The organism is Nocardia sp. 852002-20019_SCH5090214, assembly GCF_001665865.1.
In the GTDB taxonomy this organism is placed as follows: domain Bacteria; phylum Actinomycetota; class Actinomycetes; order Mycobacteriales; family Mycobacteriaceae; genus Nocardia; species Nocardia nova.
In genome coordinates this window covers 72,426-94,244 of sequence record NZ_LZMK01000285.1, presented here as the reverse complement: position 1 = coordinate 94,244, position 21,819 = coordinate 72,426, and the positions used below count along the sequence as shown (strand labels likewise).

At 68.9% G+C, this 21,819-nt stretch carries 23 protein-coding genes; 12 read left to right on the top strand and 11 right to left on the bottom strand.

From position 1 onward, the window contains the following. Positions 1-54 precede the first annotated feature (54 nt). The 3 genes from A5780_RS22350 to A5780_RS22340 all read right to left on the bottom strand — a co-directional run bounded on the left by A5780_RS22350 (position 55) and on the right by A5780_RS22340 (position 3,800). A complete protein-coding gene (locus A5780_RS22350) occupies positions 55-795 on the bottom strand; it encodes an adenosylcobinamide-GDP ribazoletransferase (RefSeq protein WP_245921449.1) in 741 nt (246 codons plus the stop codon). 181 nt (positions 796-976) lie between these two features. After that, positions 977-2,881, bottom strand: coding sequence for a nicotinate-nucleotide--dimethylbenzimidazole phosphoribosyltransferase (gene cobT, locus A5780_RS22345; protein ID WP_082976646.1), 1,905 nt, complete (start codon positions 2,879-2,881; stop codon positions 977-979). Positions 2,882-3,107: 226 nt separating this feature from the next. Continuing rightward, positions 3,108-3,800 (bottom strand): DUF3043 domain-containing protein, encoded by a 693-nt coding sequence (locus tag A5780_RS22340; protein ID WP_245007664.1) that lies wholly within the window; start codon positions 3,798-3,800, stop codon positions 3,108-3,110. Positions 3,801-4,090: 290 nt separating this feature from the next. Here A5780_RS22340 and A5780_RS22335 point away from each other — a divergent pair, with 290 nt between their 5' ends. From A5780_RS22335 to A5780_RS22310, 6 genes are all read left to right on the top strand, one after another. Further along, positions 4,091-4,441 carry an iron-sulfur cluster assembly accessory protein gene (locus A5780_RS22335; protein WP_036500157.1) on the top strand — a complete coding sequence of 117 codons (351 nt, stop codon included), beginning with the start codon at positions 4,091-4,093 and terminating at the stop codon, positions 4,439-4,441. Positions 4,442-4,543: 102 nt separating this feature from the next. Then, positions 4,544-5,515: a carbohydrate kinase family protein gene (locus A5780_RS22330; protein ID WP_063015976.1), complete on the top strand. Its 972-nt coding sequence runs from the start codon at positions 4,544-4,546 to the stop codon at positions 5,513-5,515. 104 nt (positions 5,516-5,619) lie between these two features. Beyond that, positions 5,620-6,333, top strand: coding sequence for an MBL fold metallo-hydrolase (locus tag A5780_RS22325; RefSeq protein ID WP_030514790.1), 714 nt, complete (start codon positions 5,620-5,622; stop codon positions 6,331-6,333). 184 nt (positions 6,334-6,517) lie between these two features. Further along, the gene (locus tag A5780_RS22320; protein ID WP_030514791.1) at positions 6,518-7,642 is read left to right on the top strand and encodes an FtsX-like permease family protein; all 1,125 of its coding nucleotides are present in this window, start codon (positions 6,518-6,520) and stop codon (positions 7,640-7,642) included. Next, positions 7,639-8,373 (top strand): ABC transporter ATP-binding protein, encoded by a 735-nt coding sequence (locus A5780_RS22315; RefSeq protein WP_064909505.1) that lies wholly within the window; start codon positions 7,639-7,641, stop codon positions 8,371-8,373. The genes A5780_RS22320 and A5780_RS22315 overlap by 4 nt, the downstream gene beginning before the upstream one ends. A 120-nt stretch (positions 8,374-8,493) precedes the next feature. After that, complete coding sequence (locus A5780_RS22310) at positions 8,494-9,102, top strand: TetR/AcrR family transcriptional regulator (protein WP_030514793.1); 609 nt, start codon at positions 8,494-8,496, stop codon at positions 9,100-9,102. Here A5780_RS22310 and A5780_RS22305 read toward each other — a convergent pair. Then, entirely contained in the window at positions 9,063-9,335 is a 273-nt protein-coding gene (locus A5780_RS22305; protein WP_030514794.1) for a SulP family inorganic anion transporter, read from the bottom strand. The two genes, A5780_RS22310 and A5780_RS22305, sit on opposite strands and share 40 nt — an antisense overlap. 41 nt (positions 9,336-9,376) lie before the next feature. Continuing rightward, a complete protein-coding gene (locus tag A5780_RS22300) occupies positions 9,377-10,354 on the bottom strand; it encodes a formylglycine-generating enzyme family protein (protein WP_082976645.1) in 978 nt (325 codons plus the stop codon). Positions 10,355-10,594: 240 nt separating this feature from the next. Between A5780_RS22300 and A5780_RS22295 the strand changes: the two genes are divergently transcribed. Beyond that, positions 10,595-12,931: an arylsulfatase gene (locus A5780_RS22295; protein WP_064909504.1), complete on the top strand. Its 2,337-nt coding sequence runs from the start codon at positions 10,595-10,597 to the stop codon at positions 12,929-12,931. Positions 12,932-12,976: 45 nt separating this feature from the next. On the opposite strand, the gene A5780_RS22290 is transcribed toward A5780_RS22295, so the two are convergent. The 3 genes from A5780_RS22290 to A5780_RS22280 form a co-directional block, all read right to left on the bottom strand. Next, entirely contained in the window at positions 12,977-14,077 is a 1,101-nt protein-coding gene (locus tag A5780_RS22290; protein WP_064909503.1) for a branched-chain amino acid aminotransferase, read from the bottom strand. A gap of 255 nt (positions 14,078-14,332) precedes the next feature. Then, entirely contained in the window at positions 14,333-15,433 is a 1,101-nt protein-coding gene (gcvT, locus tag A5780_RS22285; protein WP_064909502.1) for a glycine cleavage system aminomethyltransferase GcvT, read from the bottom strand. Between the two features lie 90 nt (positions 15,434-15,523). Then, positions 15,524-15,910: a helix-turn-helix domain-containing protein gene (locus A5780_RS22280; RefSeq protein WP_063015983.1), complete on the bottom strand. Its 387-nt coding sequence runs from the start codon at positions 15,908-15,910 to the stop codon at positions 15,524-15,526. A 90-nt stretch (positions 15,911-16,000) separates the two neighbouring features. Between A5780_RS22280 and A5780_RS22275 the strand changes: the two genes are divergently transcribed. Continuing rightward, positions 16,001-16,753: an NADPH-dependent F420 reductase gene (locus A5780_RS22275; protein ID WP_064909501.1), complete on the top strand. Its 753-nt coding sequence runs from the start codon at positions 16,001-16,003 to the stop codon at positions 16,751-16,753. Between the two features lie 160 nt (positions 16,754-16,913). After that, the gene (locus A5780_RS22270) at positions 16,914-17,333 is read left to right on the top strand and encodes a group 1 truncated hemoglobin (RefSeq protein ID WP_030514801.1); all 420 of its coding nucleotides are present in this window, start codon (positions 16,914-16,916) and stop codon (positions 17,331-17,333) included. 147 nt (positions 17,334-17,480) lie between these two features. Here the strand turns inward: A5780_RS22270 and A5780_RS22265 are convergent, their stop codons facing one another. Continuing rightward, a complete protein-coding gene (locus A5780_RS22265; protein ID WP_064909500.1) occupies positions 17,481-18,209 on the bottom strand; it encodes a MerR family transcriptional regulator in 729 nt (242 codons plus the stop codon). Positions 18,210-18,271: 62 nt separating this feature from the next. Here A5780_RS22265 and A5780_RS22260 point away from each other — a divergent pair, with 62 nt between their 5' ends. After that, the gene (locus A5780_RS22260) at positions 18,272-18,745 is read left to right on the top strand and encodes a DUF6194 family protein (protein ID WP_063015986.1); all 474 of its coding nucleotides are present in this window, start codon (positions 18,272-18,274) and stop codon (positions 18,743-18,745) included. A gap of 10 nt (positions 18,746-18,755) precedes the next feature. On the opposite strand, the gene A5780_RS22255 is transcribed toward A5780_RS22260, so the two are convergent. Together A5780_RS22255 and A5780_RS22250 are read right to left on the bottom strand one after the other, a co-directional pair. Then, positions 18,756-20,018, bottom strand: coding sequence for a M20 family metallopeptidase (locus A5780_RS22255; RefSeq protein WP_064909499.1), 1,263 nt, complete (start codon positions 20,016-20,018; stop codon positions 18,756-18,758). Next, positions 20,018-20,686: a trimeric intracellular cation channel family protein gene (locus tag A5780_RS22250; RefSeq protein ID WP_063016025.1), complete on the bottom strand. Its 669-nt coding sequence runs from the start codon at positions 20,684-20,686 to the stop codon at positions 20,018-20,020. The genes A5780_RS22255 and A5780_RS22250 overlap by 1 nt, the downstream gene beginning before the upstream one ends. 283 nt (positions 20,687-20,969) lie before the next feature. On the opposite strand from A5780_RS22250, the gene A5780_RS22245 reads away from it, so the two are divergent. Next, a complete protein-coding gene (locus tag A5780_RS22245) occupies positions 20,970-21,524 on the top strand; it encodes an RNA polymerase sigma factor (RefSeq protein WP_064909498.1) in 555 nt (184 codons plus the stop codon). Continuing rightward, positions 21,521-21,787, top strand: coding sequence for a hypothetical protein (locus tag A5780_RS22240; protein WP_064909497.1), 267 nt, complete (start codon positions 21,521-21,523; stop codon positions 21,785-21,787). Before A5780_RS22245 ends, A5780_RS22240 begins: the two co-directional genes overlap by 4 nt. Positions 21,788-21,819 lie beyond the last annotated feature (32 nt).

The following is a 21,819-nucleotide window of genomic DNA, read 5'->3' as shown; positions in this document are numbered from 1 at the left end:
CGGAGTCCTTCAGGGTGGATGAAACGGTACGGCCGATCGGGCGGTGCGAGGAACTCAGGACAGTGACAGCACCGCGGCGGTGACCGCGACGGTCACCTCGACGGCGGCGCCGAGCACATCACCGTTGAGCCCGCCGAAACGCCGCACACAATGCCACACCAGCACAGCCGCACCCGCCAGAGCCACGGCGACCGCGACCGGCCCGAGCCAGGACGCGGGCGCGGCGAAGACGCCGGCGACGAGCGCGGCGAGAGTCCAGACCGCCGGTGTCACCGCCGACTGCGTGCGCGCCACCAGCGCACCGAATCCGGCGCCGGGAGCGGAAGCGTATCCGCGGCAGGCGAGGACGACCGCAACCCGTCCGACGGCCACCGCCAGCCCGACCGCGAACCAGCGGCCGTGCTCGGCGAGGGCGGCGAACGACAGCGCCTGAACCCCGATGGCGAAGATCAACGCGGCCACCCCGAAGGGCCCCGCCCCGCCGCTCTTCATGATTTCCCGGGCACGCTCCGGCGGGCCGTAACTGCCCAGCCCGTCCGCGGTATCGGCCAGTCCGTCCAGATGCATTCCGCGGGTCGCCAGACCCAGCGCACCGACGGTGATCAGCCCGGCCAGCGCGAAACCCGTTCCGGCCCGGATCAGTACCCACAGCAACCCGGCGGCACCGGCCCCCAGCACCGCCCCGACCACCGGCGCGGCCGCGATCGCTCCCGCCGCCGCCCTGCGGTCGACCGTCTCGGGTCCGCGCACCGGCAGCACCGTCAACCACGAGAGCGCGAGACGAGCCGCCGCGATCACGGCCGGAACCCCGATCCGGCGATGCCAGAGCACGCACATCTCGATGCTGCGTGCGGCGCCGCCGACCGACGACACCCGGCGCGCTGGTGATCGACGAGATACCCGATCCGGCCGGCCTTCCGCCGCGTGCTCGGGGGGCCGGCCGTGCGGGCCGGGCGATCCGGTCCGCGCCCCTCGTTCAGGACACGACTTCCGGTGCGGCCGAATCGGATTCGGCGGTGCTCACCCCCGCCTCACCGAAGGTCGACATCTCCGAGAGCGCGGCGACGGCCGCACGCAGCAGCGGCAGCGCGCTCACCGCACCGGAGCCTTCACCGAGCCGCATGTTCAGCTCGACCAGCGGCTCCAGATCGAGCTTGGCGAGGGCCAGCGGGTGCGCCGGCTCGGTGGACCGATGCCCCGCCACCCACCAGCGCTTCGCGCCGGGAGCGAGCATTTCGGCGATGAGCGCAGCTGCGGTGACCACCACACCGTCGAGAATCACCGGCGTGCGCCGTGCGGCGGCCTGAGCGAGATAGCCGGCGGTGGCGGCGAAATCGGCGCCACCGGCGATCCGCAGCAGCGCGAACGGGTCCTGGCGGTGCGGGCGCGCACGCCACATGGCGTCGCGGATCGCGGAGGCCTTGCGCATCCATCCGGCATCGTCGACGCCGGTGCCGCGGCCGATCGCCACCACCGGCTCGGTGTCGGTGAGCGTGGCGATGAGAACCGTTGCCGGCGTGGTGTTTCCGATTCCCATATCGCCGGCGATCAGCAAGTCGGCCCCGCTGTCGATCTCCTCGTCGGCGATCGCGCGGCCCGCCGCCAGCGCGGCGTACAGCTCGGCTTCGGTGAGGGCGTCCTCACGGTCGATGGCGCCGCTGGAGCGGCGAATCTTGTGTGCCGAGACCGACGGATCGGTGTCAGCGTCCACCGCGATGTCCACCACCCGCACGGTCGCGTCGGCGAGGCGCGCCAGCGCGTTCACCGCCGCCCCACCGGCCAGGAAGTTGGCGACCATCTGCGCGGTCACCTCGCTCGGATACGCCGACACGCCGTGTCGCGCCACACCGTGGTCGCCTGCGAACACCACGACCCGGGCACGCCGGAACTGATGCGGCGGGCACTCCCCCTGGCACGCCGCCACCCAATTGCCCAGCGTCTCCAACCGCCCGAGCGCCCCCGCCGGTTTGGTCAACTGCAACTGCCGCTGCTCGGCCTCGGCCCGCACCCGTGCGTCGGGCGCGGCGACCGGACCGAATGCCGGTGTGGTGCCGTCGAATTCGGCGAGGCCACGCGGGGTCGAAGCCACCACCGAGCCGGCAGCGGTAGCTCCGGCGTCCGAGGCCGGCGTAGCGCCGCCGTCCGCATCGTGACCGGAGGACAACGCTTTTTCCGCCGCAGCGGAGTCGGCGAAACCGGACCCGTGGACCGGACGCTCCCGGCCCGCGGAATCAGCGCTGTCGGAAGCCAGGACTCGCTGCGCCGCAACATCTCCCAGCCCGGCGGCCGCGACCGCGGCGGAGGCCGCCGCGATCCCGCTTCCGGTCGAAGTACCGGCCCCCTTCAGGACTACCGGCACTCCGGCGACAACCAGCACGACCTCGTCGCACACCGCCGCGAGCCGCTGATTCAGCGTCCCGATCTCGTCCTGGAACAGTCGTCCCGACGCGGTCGCCGGAACCACACCCAGTCCCACCTCCGGGCTCACGATCAGCAGGCGGTCCGCATAGCCGGTCACCGCCGCCACCAGCGCGTCGATATCGGGGCCGACGGTTCCGCGCGGCGATTCCCAGGCCGCGCGCGCGTCGATGCGGGCGGTCAACCAGGTGCCGAGGTCGTCGATCAACGTCACCGGCGCCGAGTCACCGAGCACGGTGATCGGATCGCCCTCCACCACATGCCAGGTGCCGGGGCGCCGAACGCGATGGGCGGCAATACGATCGGCGAAGTCGGCGTCGGCGGGATCGGGAACCGCGGTCGCGACGTAGCGCACCGGTCCGCTGCGGCCGGCCACCTCCTCGGCATAGGCGGATTTTCCCGAGCGCGCCCCACCGAGCACCAGCGTCCGCAGCCCTCGGCCGCCCGCAGCATCGTTCACCACGTCAGCACGGTACCAATCGGCCCGTACCCCGACCGCCGCACACCCGAGGCGCTGCTTCTCCGAGCCCGAGGCCCCCGCAACGGCCGAGTTCGATCCGTCCGGCGCCGCGGTTCAGCACACTCGCGGCGGCCCTCGACCAGACGTACACAGCAACCGCCCCGCCGACCGGACATACGGCCGCCCGCGCGGAGAACGATCGTGCGGTCCGGCGCCGGATCCCCGAAACTCAGACCGCGTCGCCGGGCGACACCCGCGGCTTCGGGGCGCGCATGCGGCGGATCTGGGAGGCGCGCACGAAGGCGTACCAGCCCAGCGACCAACTCGAGGTGGTGTCGTCGGGATAGCGCTCCTGCACCCGCTTGTTGATCAGGCGGCCGATCACGAAGCCCTCGGCGACCATGAACAGCATCATCACGATCATCGCGAGGGTGACGTAGGCCTGCACCTGCGGGGTGAGGAACATGGTCAGGATCAGCACCAGCGCCAGCGGCATGAACAATCCGACCAGATTGCGGCGGGCGTCGACCAGGTCCCGGACGTAGGCACGAACCGGGCCGCGGTCGCGCGGCAGCAGATATTTGTCCTCACCGGCGAGCATCCGGGCGCGGCGATCGGCGGCGGCGGCCCGGCGTTCGGCCGAGGCGACCTTGCGTTCCTCGCGGTTGCCGCGGGTGGCCTTGCGCCTGGCCCGGGCCTCCTTGGCGGTCAGCGGCGCGGGCGCGACCGGCCCGCGGCGCCTGCCCTCGACATCGCGGCGCCTGGGCGTCGGGCGCCCCTTGCCGGCGGTCGGTGTGGGCCGCTGCGCTGCCGTGGCCGTGTCGTCGTCGGTCGCGGCCGACGTGTCGTCGACGTGGTCGTCGGTGGTGCTGGCATCGCCACGGCGCAGGAACTTCACGCCGACCAGGCTATTGGATGGCATACCGGCCTGGAAATACGGTCTCCGCTGAGCCTGTGTGATCGGTCATACCGCCCATACCGGCAAACCGGCTCCGACCGGCCGGTCTGTACCCCACGACACGCCCCGCGGGTGTGGTGATTCGCACGTCCGAGCGCCCTCCACCCGGCAATTCCGGGGCCGACGGGCCCACGCCGGCGCGCGCAGTGGCAAGATTGGAATAGCCACCCGCGACGTGGCGTTGACAGCTACCGAGCCGTGCGCTGTTCACGGAAACAACGTTCACGGGTAACGAGGGTCTGCGAGGAGACTTCATGACTGTGCAGAACGAGACCACCACCCACGGTGTGATCCTGACCGACGCCGCCGCGTCCAAGGCGAAGGCGCTGCTGGACCAGGAGGGCCGCGACGATCTGGCGCTGCGCATCGCGGTGCAGCCGGGCGGTTGCGCGGGTCTGCGGTACCAGCTGTTCTTCGACGATCGCACCCTCGACGGCGACCTGACCGCCGAGTTCGGCGGGGTCAAGCTGGCCGTCGACCGGATGAGCGCCCCCTATGTTCAGGGCGCGTCCATCGACTTCGTCGACACGATCGAGAAGCAGGGCTTCACGATCGACAACCCGAACGCCACCGGCTCCTGCGCCTGCGGCGACAGCTTCAACTGACGATCTGCTCCCGGCGCGGAATCTCTGCGGAGGTTCCGCGCCGTGTCGTGCACACGGTACGGTAAGGCTGATTCCGCCCTCGACAGACAAGGACCGGGCTTCGTGACCATCGCTGTGTCCGCTTCCATCGCGACCGACCATTTGATGCGTTTTCCGGGGAAATTCTCCGACGTCCTGCTTGCCGATCAGTTGCAGCACGTGTCGTTGAGTTTTCTGGTCGACGATCTGGTGATTCGCCGAGGCGGTGTCGGCGGCAACATCGCGTACGCGATGGGTCTGCTGAACGGGAACCCGCTGCTGGTCGGCGCGGTCGGCCCCGACTTCGGTGAGTACCGCGACTGGCTCGAGCGCCACGGCGTGGACTGCTCGGCGGTGCGGATCTCCGACACCGCGCACACCGCGCGCTTCGTCTGCACGACCGACGAGAGCATGGCCCAGATCGCGTCGTTCTATCCCGGCGCGATGAGCGAGGCCCGCGACATCTCGATCGCCGAGGTGGCCGAAAACCGTTCGCTGGACCTGGTTTTGGTGGGCGCCAACGATCCCGACGCGATGCTGCGCCACACCGAGGAGTGCCGCAAGCTCGGTATCCCGTTCGCCGCCGACCCCTCACAGCAGCTGGCCCGCCTCGACGGCGACCAGGCGCTCGCCCTGATCGACGGCGCCACATACCTTTTCACCAACGAGTACGAGTGGGGCCTGCTGCTGCAGAAGACCGGCCTGTCCCCCGAGGAGATCGGCCGCCGGGTCGGCATTCGTGTCACCACCCTCGGCGCCAAGGGCGCGCTGATCGTCGACGGTGATGGTGTCGAGGTGAATGTCGAAGTGGTGCCGGAACTTTCGCAGGTCGACCCGACCGGCGTCGGCGACGCGTTCCGGGCCGGCTTCCTCACCGGGCACACCGCCGGACTCAGCCTGCAGCGCTCAGCGCAGCTGGGTTCGCTGACCGCGGTGCTGGTGCTGGAAACCGTGGGCACCCAGGAGTGGTCGCTCGACCGCGACGACGCGCTGCGACGGTTGCGCGGCGCGTACGGCCCGGAGGCCGCGGACGAACTCGGCGCGCTGCTGAGCTGAGCGCCGGCCCGAGAATCCGAGCCATCTGGCGGCCCGCGGCCGTGACGATTCACAACATTGCGTCCGGATGCGCGGAGTTCGCCGGCGAACAATAGGGTGTGCGTATGGGATCCGATCGTTTATATTTTCGTCAACTGCTGGCGGGCCGGGACTGGGCCGTCGGCGATCCGATTGCCACGCAGATGCGGAATTTCTCGTATTTGATCGGTGATCGCGAGTCCGGCGAATGTGTGGTGGTGGATCCCGCGTACGCGGCGGGTGATCTGGTCGATATCGCCGAGGCCGACGGCCTGCGGCTGACCGGTGTGCTGGCAACCCATCATCATCCCGACCACGTGGGCGGCACGATGATGGGTTTCACCCTGCGCGGGGTGAAGGAACTGCTCGAGCGGGTGCAGGTTCCGGTGCACGTGAACCACGAGGAACTGTCCTGGGTCGCCAATGTCACCGGTATCGCGCCGAGCGAGCTGACCGGACACGACCACGGCGACACCCTCGCCGTCGGTGGCGTCGAGATCGAATTCCTGCACACCCCCGGCCACACGCCGGGCAGCCAGTGCTTCCTGTTCGAGGACCGGCTCGTCGCCGGTGACACGTTGTTCGTGGACGGCTGCGGCCGCACCGACTTCCCCGGCGGCGATTCCGACGCCATGTTCCGCAGCCTGCGCCACCTGGCCGAGCTGTCCGGCGACCCGGTCGTCTACCCCGGCCACTGGTACTCGGAAGAACCCAGCGCGGCCCTGTCGTCGGTACGCGAGAACAACTACGTCATGCGCCCGACCACTCTCGAACAGTGGCATATGCTGATGCCCGGCTGAGCGACCACCTCCACCCTCCGAGCCCTTTCGCCTTGTGCGAGAGGGCTTTTCGTATTTTCTGGGCGGATTCACCACCCCGGCGAACTTTTGCCGACGCGGCGTTGATATCTTACCGACGCACCGTCAGGAAGATGGTGCTGTCGCGCCGCCGGTCCGACCGGCGGCAGCCGTGAGGAGTGTTGTCATGTTCCTGGCACTGCGCGAACTGTGGTACGCGCGAGTGAGATTCGGCCTGATGGGCGGCGTGGTCGCGCTCATCTCGATCCTGACCGTGATGCTGTCCGGGCTGTCGTCCGGACTCGTCGACGACGGTGTCTCCGGCCTGCGCGCCCTGCCGGTCGACGCCTTCGCCTTCGCGCACGGCACGAAGACCGATTCGGCATTCACCCGCAGCACGATCGACACCGCACAGGTAGCGGCGTGGCGATCCCAGCCGGGCGTGGCCGACGCGGCCCCCTTCGGCAATACGCTGGTCAACGCCAAGACCGGCGGTGGCGTCGCGGTCGACTTCGCGCTGTTCGGCGTCGAACCGCAGTCGTTCCTGGCACCGGCGGCGGCGCAGGGCACAGGACTGGATCGGCCGGACGGCATCGTCGTGAGCGCGACCGCCCTCGACAAGGGTGCGCGACTCGGCGACACCGTCGTCATCGATCGGCTCGGCACGACGCTGACGATCGTCGGTGTCACCGCGGGCAAACAGACCTTCGGCCACGTGGATGTCGCCTACGTGCCGCTGCACACCTGGCAGCAGATCCACGCCGGGGCGAAACCGGGTGAGCAGGTGCGAGAGCAGTCCTACCGGGAGGCCAGTGCCGTGGCGCTGCGCGCGCAGCCGGGTGCGAAACTCGACCTGACCGCCGGCGACGCGGCCGCGGACACGACCGCCATGACCCGCACCGCCTCCTACGACGCTTCCCCGGGATATACGGCGGAGATGGCGACCATGACGATGATCAAGGCGTTCCTCTACGCGATCTCGGCACTGGTGGTCGGCGCGTTCTTCCTGGTGTGGACCATCCAGCGCACGGGCGAACTGGCGGTGTTGCGGGCGATCGGCGCGCCGACGCGGTTCCTGCTCGTCGACGGACTCACCCAGGCCGTGGTGGTGCTGGTCGGCGCGACCGCCATCGGAGTGCTGATCGCCGTCGGCGGCAGCAGTTTCATCCACGGCATGCCGTTCACGCTCGAACCCGCAGCCGTCGCCACCGGAGCCGGCCTGCTGGTGTTGCTCGGCGTGCTGGGCGCGGCCGCCGCCATCGTGCGCGTCACCAGAATCGATCCCCTCACCGCCTTGGGAGCCAACCGATGAGCATCTTCACCACACGCAAAGGCGCTGCGACACAAGAGGATGCGCGCGCGAGCGACCTTTCCGACTCGAAGACGGGACTCGAACTCGACGGCGTAACCCTCACCCTCGGCGACGGCGCTGATACGGTGACCGCGCTGGACGACGTGCATCTGTCGGTCAACCCCGGGGAATTCGTCGCGATCATGGGACCCTCCGGCTCCGGTAAATCGAGTCTGCTCGCCGTGGCGGGCGGTCTCACCACTCCGGATACCGGACGGGTTCGCATCGGCGGCACCGATCTCACCGCCCTGGGCCCGCGCGAGCGCACCCGATTCCGGCTGCACCACATCGGTTTCGTCTTCCAATCGGGCAACCTGCTGCCCGCGCTCACGGCCGCCGATCAACTGCGGCTGGTTGCCCGCCTCACCGGCACCCGCCGCGATCCGCGAGAGTTGCTCGGCGCGGTCGGCATGGGCGAGAAGGCGAATCGGCGACCGGAGCAGCTGTCCGGCGGTGAACGCCAGCGCGTCGGCATCGCCCGGGCGCTGATCGGCTCGCCGCGAGTCCTGCTGGTCGACGAGCCGACCGCCGCCCTGGATCGCGCCCGCAGCGCGGAGGTGGTGGAACTGCTGGCTCGCGAAACCCGCGCGGCGGCGGTCGCCACCGTCATGGTCACCCACGACCACGACATCCTCGACCGCTGTGACCGCGTGTTGACCATGGTCGACGGCCGCCTCACCCCCGAGCGCTGAGGGTCGGGGCACACCGTGACCGAGTGTGACCGCGACAGGATGTGATAGCACTGTCGCATAGGGTCGGATGCGGCCCGGCCGGGTGAAACACCGTCCCGGCCGCGGCGAGAAGGAGGTTTCGTGCCGAGGATTCAGGCGGCGACTGTCGCGGAACACCGGCAGGCGCAGCGGCGTGCCCTCCTCGACGCCGCGCGCGCGATCCTCTCCGAACAGACCGGTGCGGCGCCCACCCTCGCCGAGGTGGCCGCCCGCGCCGGTCTGGCCCGGCCCAGCGTCTATCAGTATTTCGGCTCACGAGACGAGCTGTTCGAGGCGGTACTGGCCGATGCGCTACCCCGCTGGAGCGCACGGATCACCGAGCGCATGGCCGCGGCCGACGACCCCGGCGCCAAAGTCCTGACCTATGCGCTGGTCAATCTCGAACTGGTCGACGAGGGCGAACACGCGGTGGTACAAGGGCTTTCGACCCATATCGCGCCCGACGCCCTCGCCGCCCAGGGCCGCGCCATTCACGACGAACTCCGCACGCCGCTGATCGCCGCGCTGACCGAACTCGGCGCACCCGATCCGGCGACGACCGCCGAACTGATCAACGCCGTCGTTCTCACCGCCTCGCGCATGGTCGAAAACCACGCCCCCGTCGACACTGTGGCGACACGCGTCCGAGAGCTACTGACTCCGTATCTCCGTCACGCGGCGACCGGCCCACACACACCCGACGGCACGTAGGTCGGTCGCGCTCCAGTACTCACGCTCGCGGTACGCGACCCGCCCAGCAGCGCGTAGACGACCATCGGCACCATGCAGGTGTAGAGGCCGATCTGCACCGGCAGATCCGCGATGGTCGCGTAGGCCATGGCCTGCGGAATCACGACCGCACCCGCACTGAGCCCGGCCAGGATATCGGGCCGCAGCCAGGTGCGGCGATAACCGGTGAGCGTCGGCGCCACCGCGCTGCTCATCTGCCCTCCACTCCCCCCGGTCGGTTCGGCCGGGCGGGACCTCACTGCACCGGTCTGTCAGCGACCACTCGGAAGCCCAGGTTCCCCGTCGAGGAGACCGGCTCGCTGCCCTGCCGCGCCGAGACCCGGTAGCGACGGCAATAGGACAGGTGGCACAGATACGATCCACCCCGCATCACCCGGTCGCGGCCGAGATCGGGTCCGGTGGGATTCGCTTCGGGACTGTGCCGGTAGTAGTCCGGCGAGAAGTAGTCCGAACACCACTCCCACACATTCCCGGTGGTGTTGTAGAGTCCGAAACCGTTGGGCGCGTAGGCATTCACGGGCATCGTACCGAGATGCGCGCCGGGGGCCGTGCGGGGGAATTCGCCGGTGAAGACATTCATGTGCCGCTGCCCGTCCGGCTCGAAGTCCTCGCCCCAGGGAAACGGGCCGGTGGATCCGGCGCGGGCGGCGTACTCCCATTCGGCCTCGGTGGGCAGCCGCGTGCCCGACCACGTGCAGAAGGCCCGGGCGTCCTCCCAGGAGACGTGGACGACAGGATGGTCGGCCATGGTGCCGACATCCGAGTCGGGCCCGAACGGATGAGCCCAGTCCGCGCCCTCCACCTGCCGCCACCACGGAGCGTTGACCACCGCGCGGGTGGGCGGCATATCCGGCGGCAGCAAGCCGGCGAAGACGAATGACCAGCCGTATTTCTCGGCATCGGTGCGGTAGCCGGTGTCGGCGACGAATGCGGCGAAGTCGGCATTGGTCACCGCGTACCGGCCGATGGCGAAGGCGTCGACGGTGACCCGGTGACACGGCCCCTCGCCGTCGCCGGGATAGGCCCAGCGGCTCTCGTCTCCCATGGTGAAGGTGCCGCCGGGAACGGCGACCAGCGCGGCATCGAACTCCGCGCGGCGATCCGCCTCGCCCGGCCGACCGGCATCGGCATCGTGGCCGGTCGAATCGGCGCTCTTTCCCGCTGCCGGTGCGCAGCAGGCGTGGTGGGTGCCGGAGTCGGTGCGGTGTGGCATGACTTCCTCTCCCTCACTGTCCGAAACGTCAACGCCGGCAGCGGTAGCCGACCGTACGCTGACCCGACCGTACCGCCCGATTCGCCCGGTCGTGGGCGGTATCGGCAACTGCGTGCGCGGCCACGTCGGCGAAACCCGGATTCACCCCGGGCGGATGAGGCTTGCCGCGCCGGCCGGTGGTGCACTCGCAGGCGGCACTTACTCCGTGACGCAGACCAGTCTCCGACAGGGGTTCCAGCGATGAGCGATAGGCAGTTCAAGGGCGTCGTCAATCTCGACATCCGGGACTCGGTTCCCGATTGGGACGCCTTCCTGGCGAAGAAGGCACCGGAGGGCGCACCGAATGTGCTGGTCGTGCTGTACGACGACACCGGATGCGCGGCCTGGTCGCCCTACGGCGGGCGGATCGAGATGCCGACCATGGACCGGCTGTCGCGCGATGGACTGACCTACAGCCAATGGCACACCACGGCGCTGTGCTCGCCGACCCGCTCCACCTTCCTCACCGGCCGCAACCATCACCTCAACGGATTCGCCTCGATCTCGGAGACCTCGTCGGGATTTCCCGGCTACAGCTCTCACATCCCGCCGGAGAACGCCTCGATTGCCACCGTATTGCGGAAGGCCGGCTGGGGCACCTACTGGGTCGGCAAGAACCACAACATCCCCGTCGACGAGTGGACCGCCGGCTCGTCGCGGGAGCGGTGGCCGCTGGGACAGGGCTTCGATCGCTTCTACGGATTCGTCGGCGGTGAGACCAACCAGTGGTATCCGGATCTGGCCGAGGACAACCACTTCATCGACCAGCCGTATCAGCCCGAAGAGGGCTACCACCTGTCGAAAGACCTTGCGGACAAAACCATCTCGTTCCTCCAGGATCAGCGCCAGACCCACCCCGGCAAACCGTTCTACCTGTGGTTCTGCCCCGGCGCCAACCACGCGCCGCACCATGCCCCGAAGGAATGGATCGACAAGTACAAGGGCAGGTTCGACGACGGATACGACGCCTACCGCGAGTGGGTGCTGCCGCGCATGATCGAACGCGGCATCCTGCCCGAGGGCACCGAACTCAGCGCATTCAATCCGATGCCGCCGGGCACGTTCGCCGAGGCCGATGCGGTGCGTCCCTGGTCGGAACTGAGTGAGCCGGAACGAAAGCTGTTCGCCCGCATGGCCGAGGTGTACGCCGGCTTCTCCGAATACACCGATCACCAGGTCGGGCGCATCATCGACTATCTGGAGGAAACCGGCCAGCTGGAGAACACGCTGGTGATCTACGCCGCCGACAACGGCGCCTCCGGCGAGGGGTCACCGAACGGCTCGGTCAACGAGAACAAATTCTTCAACGGCTATCCGGACAATATCGAGGACAACCTCGAAATGATCGACAAACTCGGCACCCCCGACACCTACAACCACTACCCGACCGGATGGGCCGCGGCCTTCTCCACACCGTTCAAGATGTTCAAACGCTATTCGTATCAGGGTGGTGTGGCCGATCCGCTGGTCATCTTCTGGCCCAAGGGAATCGAAGCGCGCGGCGAGATCCGCGACCAATACCACCACTGCACCGATATCGTGCCGACCATTCTCGAATGCTGCGGTGTGCCGATGCCGGAAACGGTCGACGGCGTTCACCAGAATCCGCTGTCGGGCGTGTCGATGAAGTACACCTTCGATTCCGCGCATGCCCCCACCCGGAAGGAAACCCAGTACTACGAGATGCTCGGGCACCGGGCCATCTGGCACGAAGGGTGGAAGGCGGTCACCGTGCACGGGCCCACCAGCGGCCTGAGCAATTTCGACAAGGATCGCTGGGAGCTGTATCACACCGATGTCGACCGCTCCGAGAATCACGATCTGGCCGAGGAGTATCCCGACAAACTTCGCGACATGATCGGGCTGTGGTTCCGGGAAGCCGAGATCAACAAGGTGCTGCCGCTCAACGACCTCGGCGTCACCGGCAAGGACCTGCAGACCTTCCTCGGGCTGGAATTCAAGGTCCCGGTGCCACCCGGCGGCAAATACGTCTACTACCCCGGAACGACCGAAGTGCCGGAACGGGCCGCGGCCAATACGCACGCGGTCTCGTTCAAGGTGCTGGCGGAGGTGACCACCACGGCCGACACCGAGGGCGTGATCTTCGCGCAAGGTTCACGCTTCGGCGGTCACGCGCTGTATGTCCGGGACGGAAAGGTCACCTACACCTACAATTTCCTGGGAATACCGCCGGAGCAGCAGGTGCGGGCCGACGCACCCGCACCGGGCAAGCACATCATCGGCGTCGAATTCCGGAAGGAACGCCCCGGCGACCACGGCGAATTCTGGGGCACCGCCACGTTGTACATCGACGACCAAGCGGTGACGCAATCCGAAATCCGCACGCAGCCCGGTCATTTCAGCCTCTGCGGCGAAGGACTGTGCATCGGCTACGACGTCGGCGACCCGGTCAGCAGCGATTATCGCGGCACGTTCGCATTCACCGGCGGTGAGATCGCGAAGGTGATCTTCGATGTGGCCGACGACGCCTATGTCGACGTCGAAAAGCATTACGAGGCAGCACTCTCGCGCGATTGACGATTCCTGCCGCGGTGCCCCGGGCCGACCCCGGGGCACCGGCTTTCACGCCAGGGTGCGCAACCAGCCGTGATTGTCGGCGAACGTGCCGCGCTGAATTCCGGTCAGCGTGTCGCGCAGCGCCATCGTGACCTCGCCGGGCTCACCGCCGCCGATCTCGAATTCGCCCTCGGCGGACTGCACCCAGCCGACCGGGGTGATGACCGCGGCGGTTCCGCACGCGAAAACCTCGGTGATCTCGCCGGATTCGGCGCCGTTGCGCCATTCCTCGACCGACACCTTGCGTTCCTCGACCGGATAACCGGAGTCGGCGGCGAGGGTCAGCAGACTGTCGCGGGTGATGCCCGGCAGCAGCGACCCCGACAGCTCCGGGGTGACCAACCGGGCCTCGGAACCGGAACCGTAGACGAAGAACAGGTTGTTGGTGCCCATCTCCTCGACGTACTTGCGCTCGCAGGCGTCGAGCCACACGACCTGGTCGCAGCCTTTGTCGGTGGCCTGCTGCTGCGCCAGCAGCGAGGACGCGTAGTTGCCGGCGACCTTGGCCTCACCGGTGCCGCCCGGGGCGGCGCGCACGTATTCGGTGGACAGCCACACCCGCACCGGCTTCACGCCACGCGGAAAATACGCTCCCGCAGGCGAACCCAGCAGCAGGTACTTGTACCCGGCCGCGGGCTTCACGCCGAGTCCCGCCTCGGTGGCGAACATGAACGGCCGCAGATACAGCGACTCCTCACCACCGGCCGCGGGCACCCAGTTCGCGTCGACCTCGAGCAGCTGACGCACCGATTCGATGAACAACTCCTCCGGCAACTCCGCCATCGCCAGTCGTCGCGCCGACCGCTGGAACCGCGCCGCGTTGGCATCGATGCGGAAGGTGGCGATGCTGCCGTCGGCCTGCCGATACGCCTTGAGACCTTCGAAGATGGCCTGACCGTAGTGGAACACCATCGTCGCCGGATCCATCGACAGCGGCCCGTACGGTTCGACCCGCGCGTTGGTCCACTGCCCGTCGAGATAGTCGATCGACACCATGTGGTCGGTGAAGTAGCGACCGAACCCGGGCGCCGCCAGAATCTCCGTGCGCCGATCCGCCGGAACCGGGGCGGGATGCGGGGTACGAGTGAACTGTGCAGCGACTGTCATGACCTCGATACTAGAACTGCGGTCGTCGACGCCGATGCTCGGACCTGCGTGGAGACGGGCCGAGCAGCGATCGAGAATCGCGACAATCGGGACATAATTCCCCGTCGACGGCGTCCGATGCGAGGTATTCGTCCCGCAACGGCCCCTCCGGAGCGAGCGGCGTACCCCCTTCGCGCAGCACACTCACGGCCACCGGACCCTCCACTCCGAAACTGTCATGATTTACGCCACACGCAGAGGGTCCGCGACCGCCGTTCAGGAAGTATGCGGCGTCACGAACGGCGGGCGCACCACCTCGGCGCGCAACCGGCGGCCGCGCACATCGACCTCGACCTCGTCGCCCGGCTCCAGTCCGGCCTCGGTATCCAGCAGTGCCAAGGCGATGCCGACCTTGAGGCTCGGCGAGAAGGTGCCCGAGGTGGTCTCACCGACGGCCTCCTCACCACGAAGCACCGTCTGACCCTGACGCAGCACACCGCGATCGAGCGCCCTGAGCCCCAGCAGGATTCGCCGTGGGCCCGCCGACTTCTCCTGTGTCAGAGCCGCTTTGCCCCAGAACTCCGGCTTCTTCCAGCCGACCGCCCAGCCCGCGCGGGCCTGCACCGGCGAAATCTCCGGCGACAGCTCGTGGCCGTGCAGCGGATAGCCCATCTCGGTGCGCAGCGTGTCGCGCGCACCCAGGCCGGCCGGCTGCCCGCCCGCCGCGTCGACCCGGGCCACCAGCGCGCGGAAAACCGCCTCGGCATCGGCCCAGCGCGGCAGCAGTTCATAGCCGTGTTCACCGGTGTATCCGGTGCGGCAGACGCGTACCGGACGGCCGTCCCACTCGGCATCGGCGAATGCCATGTACTCCATATCGGTCGGAAGTCCCAGCGCGGCAAGCACTTCCGCCGATTTCGGGCCCTGCACCGCGAAGACCGCGTACTCGCGGTGCTCGTCGGTGATCGTGATGCCCTCCGGTGCGGCCTTACGCAACTCCGCCACCACCGCGGCGGTATTGGCCGCATTCGGCACCAGGAAGATCTCGTCGTCGGAGACGTAGTAGGCGATCAGATCGTCGATCACCCCGCCCTGCTCGGTGCAGCACAGCGTGTACTGCGCCTTCCCGGGCCCGACGCGGCCGAGATCGTTGGTCAGCACCGCGTTCACGAACGCCGCCGCGCCCGCGCCGCGCACGGTCGCCTTGCCGAGGTGGCTCACATCGAAAACCCCGACGGTGGTCCGCACGGAGGTGTGCTCGGCGACGGTGCCCGCGTACTGCACCGGCATCTCCCACCCCCCGAACGGGGCGAAGGTCGCGCCCAGCTCCGTGTGGACGGCGTGGATGGGGCCCTGCTGCAGCGTCTCGTCGGTCACCCGGCGAGCTTATCGAGCGCCGGCGGCTCGCGGTCCGCGCCCGGGCGGCTGTGTCGGGTCGGTCACTGTGCGGTCCGGGGTGGCGGCGGGTCAGCCGCGCTCGTGCGTGTCGAACTCGGCGAGCGGGTCCGCCTCCAGCAGTGCGTCCCCGTGCTCCTCCACCCACTCGCCGAGCGCGCGCATCGGGCCCTCGACGAGGCTCAGCCCGAGCGGGGTCAACGCGTATTCGACGCGTGGTGGCGCTTGTGCGTAGCGGTGACGCTCGATCAGGCCGTGGCCGAGCAGCCGGCGCAGGGCCTCGGTGAGCGCCTTGTCGCTGATGCCGCCGATCTCGGCCCGCAATTCGCTGCGCCGGCGCGCTCCGCCGAGCAGTCCGACCAGCACCACCGGATCCCAGGTGTGCGCGAAAAGGTCTGTGGCCGCGCGCAATCGGCAATCGGCGACCAGTTCGCCCGCATGCTCGTCGTAACCGCTCATCCCGTGATGATCACCCATCCGTCGCGCACCGATCGGTGCGTATCGGCCGTCCTACCGTAGCGCCGGATCGACAACTCGAAGGAGCACACGATGCGAATCACGATTCTCGGCACCGGCGCCTTGGCCGAGGCGCTGGGCCGCCGATGGGCCCGCGCCGGACACGAGATCACGGTGGCCGGGCGTTCGATGGACAAGGCCGAGGCGCTCGCGCGGCGGCTCGGTGCCGGCGTGCGGGCCGTGCCGCTGACGGAGATCGGGGCCGGCGGAAAGGTGGTCCCGCACGCTTTGGCGGCGGCCCACCCAGCGACAGTCGCGGGCGGCGCAGACGCCGTAGGGCCGGGGGCGAGAAGAACTGCGGACGCGGTATTGCTGGCGGTGGCCTACACCGGAGTCGAGGAGGTTCTGCGCGCGGTGGGCGCGCCCGGTGGTGCGCTGTCGGGTCTCACCGTCATCGATGCGACCAATGCGATCGATCACGGGGTCGGCGTGCTGCGCCTGCCGCCCGGCACCTCGCATGCGCAGCGCGTGGCCGAACTCGCGCCGGGAGCGCACGTGGTCAAGGCGTTCCACCTGTTCCCCAGCGAACAGTGGGCCGCACCCGAAGCCGACGCGACCGCCGATACCGGATCGACTCACCGACCGCCGTCGGTCACGATCTGCGGCGACGCTCCGGCCGCCCTGCGCACCACCGAACACCTGGTGCGCGACGTCGGCGCCGTACCGGTGGTGCTGGGCGGTCTGGACCGCGCACGTCAGCTGGAGGAGGCCGCCGGTTTCGTCATCTCGCTGGCCTTCTCCGGCGTGGACCCCAGCCGGGCGGTGCCGGCGATGCCCACCCCGTAGTTCGATGGGCGCGGCTCGCGTGCTCGTCATCGGAGCGAGAGAAACCTCGCAGCCCGGCCGCGGCGGAGGTGAGATCGGAGCAACCGCCTTTCTACACAGGGCAACCCGTCGGCGACACACAACTAACGGAGGTGAAACACGCCGCTGATTTCCTGTTTTCATGCGAATCTCGTCACTTTTCTCGAAATCGTCCGCAGCCCCGTCCGCGCCCGCCCCGTCGATCTACGAGCAGATCGGCGGGCACGAAGCATTGGAAACCGTCGTCGAGGACTTCTACGTACGCGTCCTCGCCGACGAGGATCTCGCCGGCTTCTTCACCGGCACCAACATGTCGAGGCTGAAGGGGCGCCAGGTGGAGTTCTTCGCCGCCGCCCTCGGCGGCCCCGAACCGTACACAGGCGCCCCGATGAAGCAGGTCCACCAGGGCCGCGGCATCACCATGCACCACTTCAACCTCGTCGCCGGCCACCTCACCGACGCCCTGACGGACGCCGGCGTTCCGGAGCCGACCGTCGGCGAAATCATCGGCGCCATCGCACCTTTGGCGCCGGAGATCGCCTCCGACGCACCCGTGTCGTGAGCTGCGCTCGCGGGTGACCGCACCGGGTCGGCCGCCGCCCGCTCCTGCCCCGCGCACAGGATCGACGGCGGCCGAACGACATCCCGACCGGGCCGTCTCCGGCAGACGACCCGACCGGGCAAAACGAAACACATTGCCGGCGGCCGTTCATCCGGCCTCGAAGGAGTCGTCGCCGGACGGGGAAACGATCCGGAACAACAGGGCGGCCGCCTCGAACAACGCCCACGAGCGCGTGTCGATTTCGACCTCCCGCGCCGCGAGTGCGGCCGACACGCCACCACCTCGAAAAGCCCGGAGGGCAGACAGCAGATCGCGCAGCGCCGGTATGCGATATCCGGCGAGCCGGAGCTGATGCGCGATCCGCGCGTCGCGCACATCCTCCGGCGCGTACAGCCGCGCACCGCGCGGCCCGGCCCGGCCGGGCACGACCAGCCCTTCCGCATCCCAGTGCCGCAATGTCGACGGCCGCACACCGAGCGCGCCCGCCAGTTCGGACACCGTCATCGAGTCGGCGGATGTCGCATCCCCGATCGGTTCGTCCGCGATCGCCGCGGCCGCTCGCTTCCCCAGCCGCAGTTCCCGGCGCTGTGCGTCGAGGCGCGCGTGCGCGGCATCCAGCAGCGCGGGCAATGGTTGCCCGGAATGTGTCGCGCGCAGAACATCTCTCGCCTCGGCGGGCCCGACGGCCGTCGCCAGCAGCCGATACGCGTGGGCCGACAGCACATGCACCCGACGGTAGGTGCGATACCCGGACGGACCGCGCTCGACCGGGGGCAGCACACCGTCGCGTTCGAGGTTGCGAATCTGCTGGACGGAACAGCCGGCCCGCCGCGCCACATCCACGGTTCGCAGACCAGTGGATTTGCGACTTGTCATCACACGACCTGCCATTCCGATGGACGGAGTCTCCACAAGCACTTCAATGAAACGCTAGAGCAATGGAGATCAACGAGATCATCGAATTCGCCGAAAACCTCGGCGGCGTCCTGACGCTGAGTCCCCGGCCCGGCGACGGCACCCCCGAAATCAGCTGGGGCGATACCTTCTTCTATTACGCCCCCGACGGCGTGGTTCCCCACACCCAGCCCTTCGCCACCATCGTCACCAAGGATTATCCGGACGACGGATCATCGCGCCTGGACCGTCCGAACACGTTCCGCCTCAACATCTTCGCGGGCAAAGAGGCCTTCATCGAACGAACCGGTCACACCCCGCGCGACCACGCCACGATCCCGGCCGACCCGAGCCTCGCCGACACGCTGTTCCCCCACCCCGTCTACGGGGCACAGGCCTGGCTCGCCGTCGTGAACCCCGGCCCGCGAACCGCCACCGCCGTCGCCGACCTCCTGCGCTGCGCCCACCGCATCGCCCGCAGCCGATACGAGCGCCGGGAATCACACGCGGACAACTAAGGTCGTCGTCCTACCGTCCCAACCACGCCAACGCGGCCACGACCAGCGCTTCCGTCCCGGTTCGCAGCGTCGGCTCGATCACCGGCGCGAAATTCGGCGAGTGGTTGACCGGGATGTCCTGCATGACGCGGCCGGCCTGCAGTGCGGCCTGGAACTTCTCCGGGTCGGTTCCGCCCACGCCCCAATAGGTGTACGGCACGTCGAGGGCGTTCGGGATATCGCTGAAATCCTCACTGGCGCTGGCCATCGGCATTTCCGTGGCGCGGTCGCCGAAATAGGCCGCGAAGGCCTCGGCCACGCGGGCGGTGGCGCCGGGGTCGTTGTCGGTCAACGGAAATCGGTCGAACAGTTCGAATTCCGGTTCGCGTGGCGAGCCCGAGGCCTGGCACTCCGCGGTGACTATCCGGCGGATCGCGTCGAGGATCGTGGTGCGGGTGGACTCGTTGTAAGTGCGCACATTCAGTTGCAGCACAGCGTGATCGGAGATCACATTGCTCTTGGTACCCGCGTTGATGCTGCCGACGGTCAGCACCGCCGTCTCGGTCGGCGCCACCTCGCGCGAGACGACCATCTGCAGCCGGAGCACGATCATCGATGCCAGCACGACCGGGTCGATGGTGGCCTGCGGCATCGACCCGTGCCCGCCTCGCCCGTACACCGTGATGCGCATACTGTCGGCCGCGGCCATCGTCGGCCCGCTGCGAGTGGCGACGGAACCGGCCGGCGTGGGCAGCACATGCTGGCCGAGCGCGACATCCAGCCGCGGCAGTACCTTCGCCAGTCCGTCGTCGACCATCCCGCGCGCCCCGTCGCCGACCTCTTCGGCCGGCTGGAACAGCGCCACCAGCGTCCCGCGCCAGTGGCCGGTCTGCTCGGCCATCAGCTGCGCGGCGCCCAGCAGGCAGGTGACGTGCACGTCGTGGCCGCACGCATGCATCACCGGCACCTCCTTGCCGTCCTTGTCGACAGCGGAAACCGCGCTGGCATACGGCAATCCGGTCGCCTCACGCACCGGCAGCGCGTCGATGTCGGCGCGCAGCAGCACCCCCGGCCCGTCACCGTTGCGCAGAATTCCGACTACTCCCGTTCCGCCGATCCCTTCGTGCACGTCGTACCCCAGCGACCGCAACTTCTCCGCGATCCGTCCGGCCGTGCGATGTTCTCGATGCGACAGCTCCGGATGGGCGTGCAAGTCGCGGTAGAACTCCTCCTGCCACCCACGGATGCCGTCCAGACCCGCCAGTACCGAGGTATCCCGCGTGGTCGAGGTCATCACCTCTCCTTTCGCCGACCGTAACGCAATCGTTCGGGCCAACTCACCTGCTCGGGAAGCATCCATCCGCGCCACCGCGCCAGCAGGCACAATCCCGCGCCGACCACCGTCGCCGCGATCGAACCCGCCGTCGCATGGCCGGAATACCAGATGATCACCAGTGTCGCACTGGCCAGCAGCGCACCGGTGGCATACAGCGTGTTACCCCCGAAGATCGTCGGCACCCGACCCACCGCGATATCGCGTACCACCCCGCCCCCGACCGCTGTCGTCGTTCCCAGCAACACCGCCGGCAGCCACCCGAGCCCGACTTCGAGCGTCTTCTGCGCACCGACCGCCGCCCAGCAACCCAGCGCCAGGGCATCCACCCAGGGAAACAGCCGGTCCCACAATCGGCCCTCGAACCGGAACATGAAGGCGATCGACGCCCCGAACAGGGCGGTCAGCAGGTAGGCGTAGTCGACCAGCGCCACCGGCGTCCCCCGCTGCAGCAGCGTGTCCCGGATGATGCCGCCACCCAGCCCCGAAGCGGTAGCGAGCACGGCGAATCCGATCGGGTCGAACCGGAACGTGCGCGCCACCGCCCCGCCGAGCATCGCGTTGGCGAACACACCGGTCAGATCGAGGGCGCGCAGCAATTCGGGGACGGTATCCGACACTGCCGCCATCGACCCCGTTCCTTCCGCGATATCCGCCGCATCCGCTATCGGCACGGTACCCGCCGGTCAGCAAATCGACCGGGAACCGGCGGCCTCGTGGTGCCCGGCCGACCGCGCGCACCCACTCGACACCGCCCTGAATCCTTTTCCGCCCTCGATCGCTCTCATCACCGTGCGGGCAACCGGGCCCGCCTAACCGAAGGAGTCGACATGGTTGTCGCCGTCATCGCCGTGGTGGTCGCGGCCGTATTACTGTGCAGCTGCATGCTGGTTCTGCGGCGGAGGCGTACCCGTGGCTGAGCGCACGAGATCGGCCTGGCCGGAGGAACATCTGGTCGCGGCGGCCCGCGCCGGCGACGAGTCCGCGGTCGCCGCCCTGGTTTCCGGCTCCTATCCGCACGTCCAGCGCTTCGCCCATTCCCTGTGCGCGAGCAGTCAGGACGCCGAGGACGCCGCGCAGGAGGCGATGCTGGTCCTGTTCCGCAAGATCGGCACGCTGCGGGCGGCGGGCGCACTGGCCTCGTGGATGTTTCGCATCGTGCGCAACGAATGCTTGCGACGGCTACGCACAGCCGTGCACCGGGAACCGGACGCGGAGATCGCGGCGGCCTCGGCGGAGGACGATGTGCTGGCCCGGCTGGACATCGAGCGAATCGCCGCGGCGATCGCGGCGCTGCCCGCCGATCAGCGCCGAGTCCTGATCATGCGCGATGTCCAAGGCCTGCCGGGCGGCATGGTGGCTCGCACGCTCGGATTGAGCACGGCGGCAATGAAATCCAGACTGCACCGAGCCCGGGTTACCGTTCGCGCGCAACTCGGGATGCCGGATCCGGGGCTGCGGCCGTGAAGGACGTTGCCGGACAGCAGAAGACGTTCGCCAGCCGCTCGGTCCCGGTCCACCTGGCACGCGGGATGCTCGGTTTCGGCCTGATCGCCGCATCGATCGCGCTGATCCCCGCCGCGGGGCCGGTCGTCCTGCTCCTGCTGCCCGCCGGTGTGGTCGCGCTGCGCGGCTGCCCCACCTGCTGGCTGATCGGCCTGGCGCAGACGGTGTCGCGCGGCAGGATCGAGCGACAGTGTGCGCAAGGACAGTGCCGGGCCCGCTGGTAATCGGCACCACCCTTCCCCACCCCTGGCCGGTC

Excerpts from the sequence above, each read along its gene's own strand:
- A5780_RS22305 (WP_030514794.1), bottom strand. The coding sequence starts at position 9,335 with ATGAGCAGCGCGGTGGCGCCGACGCTCACCGGTTATCGCCGCACCTGG.
- A5780_RS22325 (WP_030514790.1), top strand. The coding sequence starts at position 5,620 with ATGGGATCCGATCGTTTATATTTTCGTCAACTGCTGGCGGGCCGGGAC.
- A5780_RS22265 (WP_064909500.1), bottom strand. The coding sequence starts at position 18,209 with ATGACAAGTCGCAAATCCACTGGTCTGCGAACCGTGGATGTGGCGCGG.
- A5780_RS22335 (WP_036500157.1), top strand. The coding sequence starts at position 4,091 with ATGACTGTGCAGAACGAGACCACCACCCACGGTGTGATCCTGACCGAC.
- A5780_RS22275 (WP_064909501.1), top strand. The coding sequence starts at position 16,001 with ATGCGAATCACGATTCTCGGCACCGGCGCCTTGGCCGAGGCGCTGGGC.
- A5780_RS22280 (WP_063015983.1), bottom strand. The coding sequence starts at position 15,910 with ATGAGCGGTTACGACGAGCATGCGGGCGAACTGGTCGCCGATTGCCGA.
- A5780_RS22300 (WP_082976645.1), bottom strand. The coding sequence starts at position 10,354 with ATGCCACACCGCACCGACTCCGGCACCCACCACGCCTGCTGCGCACCG.
- A5780_RS22260 (WP_063015986.1), top strand. The coding sequence starts at position 18,272 with ATGGAGATCAACGAGATCATCGAATTCGCCGAAAACCTCGGCGGCGTC.
- A5780_RS22250 (WP_063016025.1), bottom strand. The coding sequence starts at position 20,686 with ATGGCGGCAGTGTCGGATACCGTCCCCGAATTGCTGCGCGCCCTCGAT.
- A5780_RS22320 (WP_030514791.1), top strand. The coding sequence starts at position 6,518 with ATGTTCCTGGCACTGCGCGAACTGTGGTACGCGCGAGTGAGATTCGGC.
- A5780_RS22270 (WP_030514801.1), top strand. The coding sequence starts at position 16,914 with ATGCGAATCTCGTCACTTTTCTCGAAATCGTCCGCAGCCCCGTCCGCG.
- A5780_RS22315 (WP_064909505.1), top strand. The coding sequence starts at position 7,639 with ATGAGCATCTTCACCACACGCAAAGGCGCTGCGACACAAGAGGATGCG.
- A5780_RS22290 (WP_064909503.1), bottom strand. The coding sequence starts at position 14,077 with ATGACAGTCGCTGCACAGTTCACTCGTACCCCGCATCCCGCCCCGGTT.
- A5780_RS22340 (WP_245007664.1), bottom strand. The coding sequence starts at position 3,800 with ATGCCATCCAATAGCCTGGTCGGCGTGAAGTTCCTGCGCCGTGGCGAT.
- A5780_RS22255 (WP_064909499.1), bottom strand. The coding sequence starts at position 20,018 with ATGACCTCGACCACGCGGGATACCTCGGTACTGGCGGGTCTGGACGGC.
- A5780_RS22295 (WP_064909504.1), top strand. The coding sequence starts at position 10,595 with ATGAGCGATAGGCAGTTCAAGGGCGTCGTCAATCTCGACATCCGGGAC.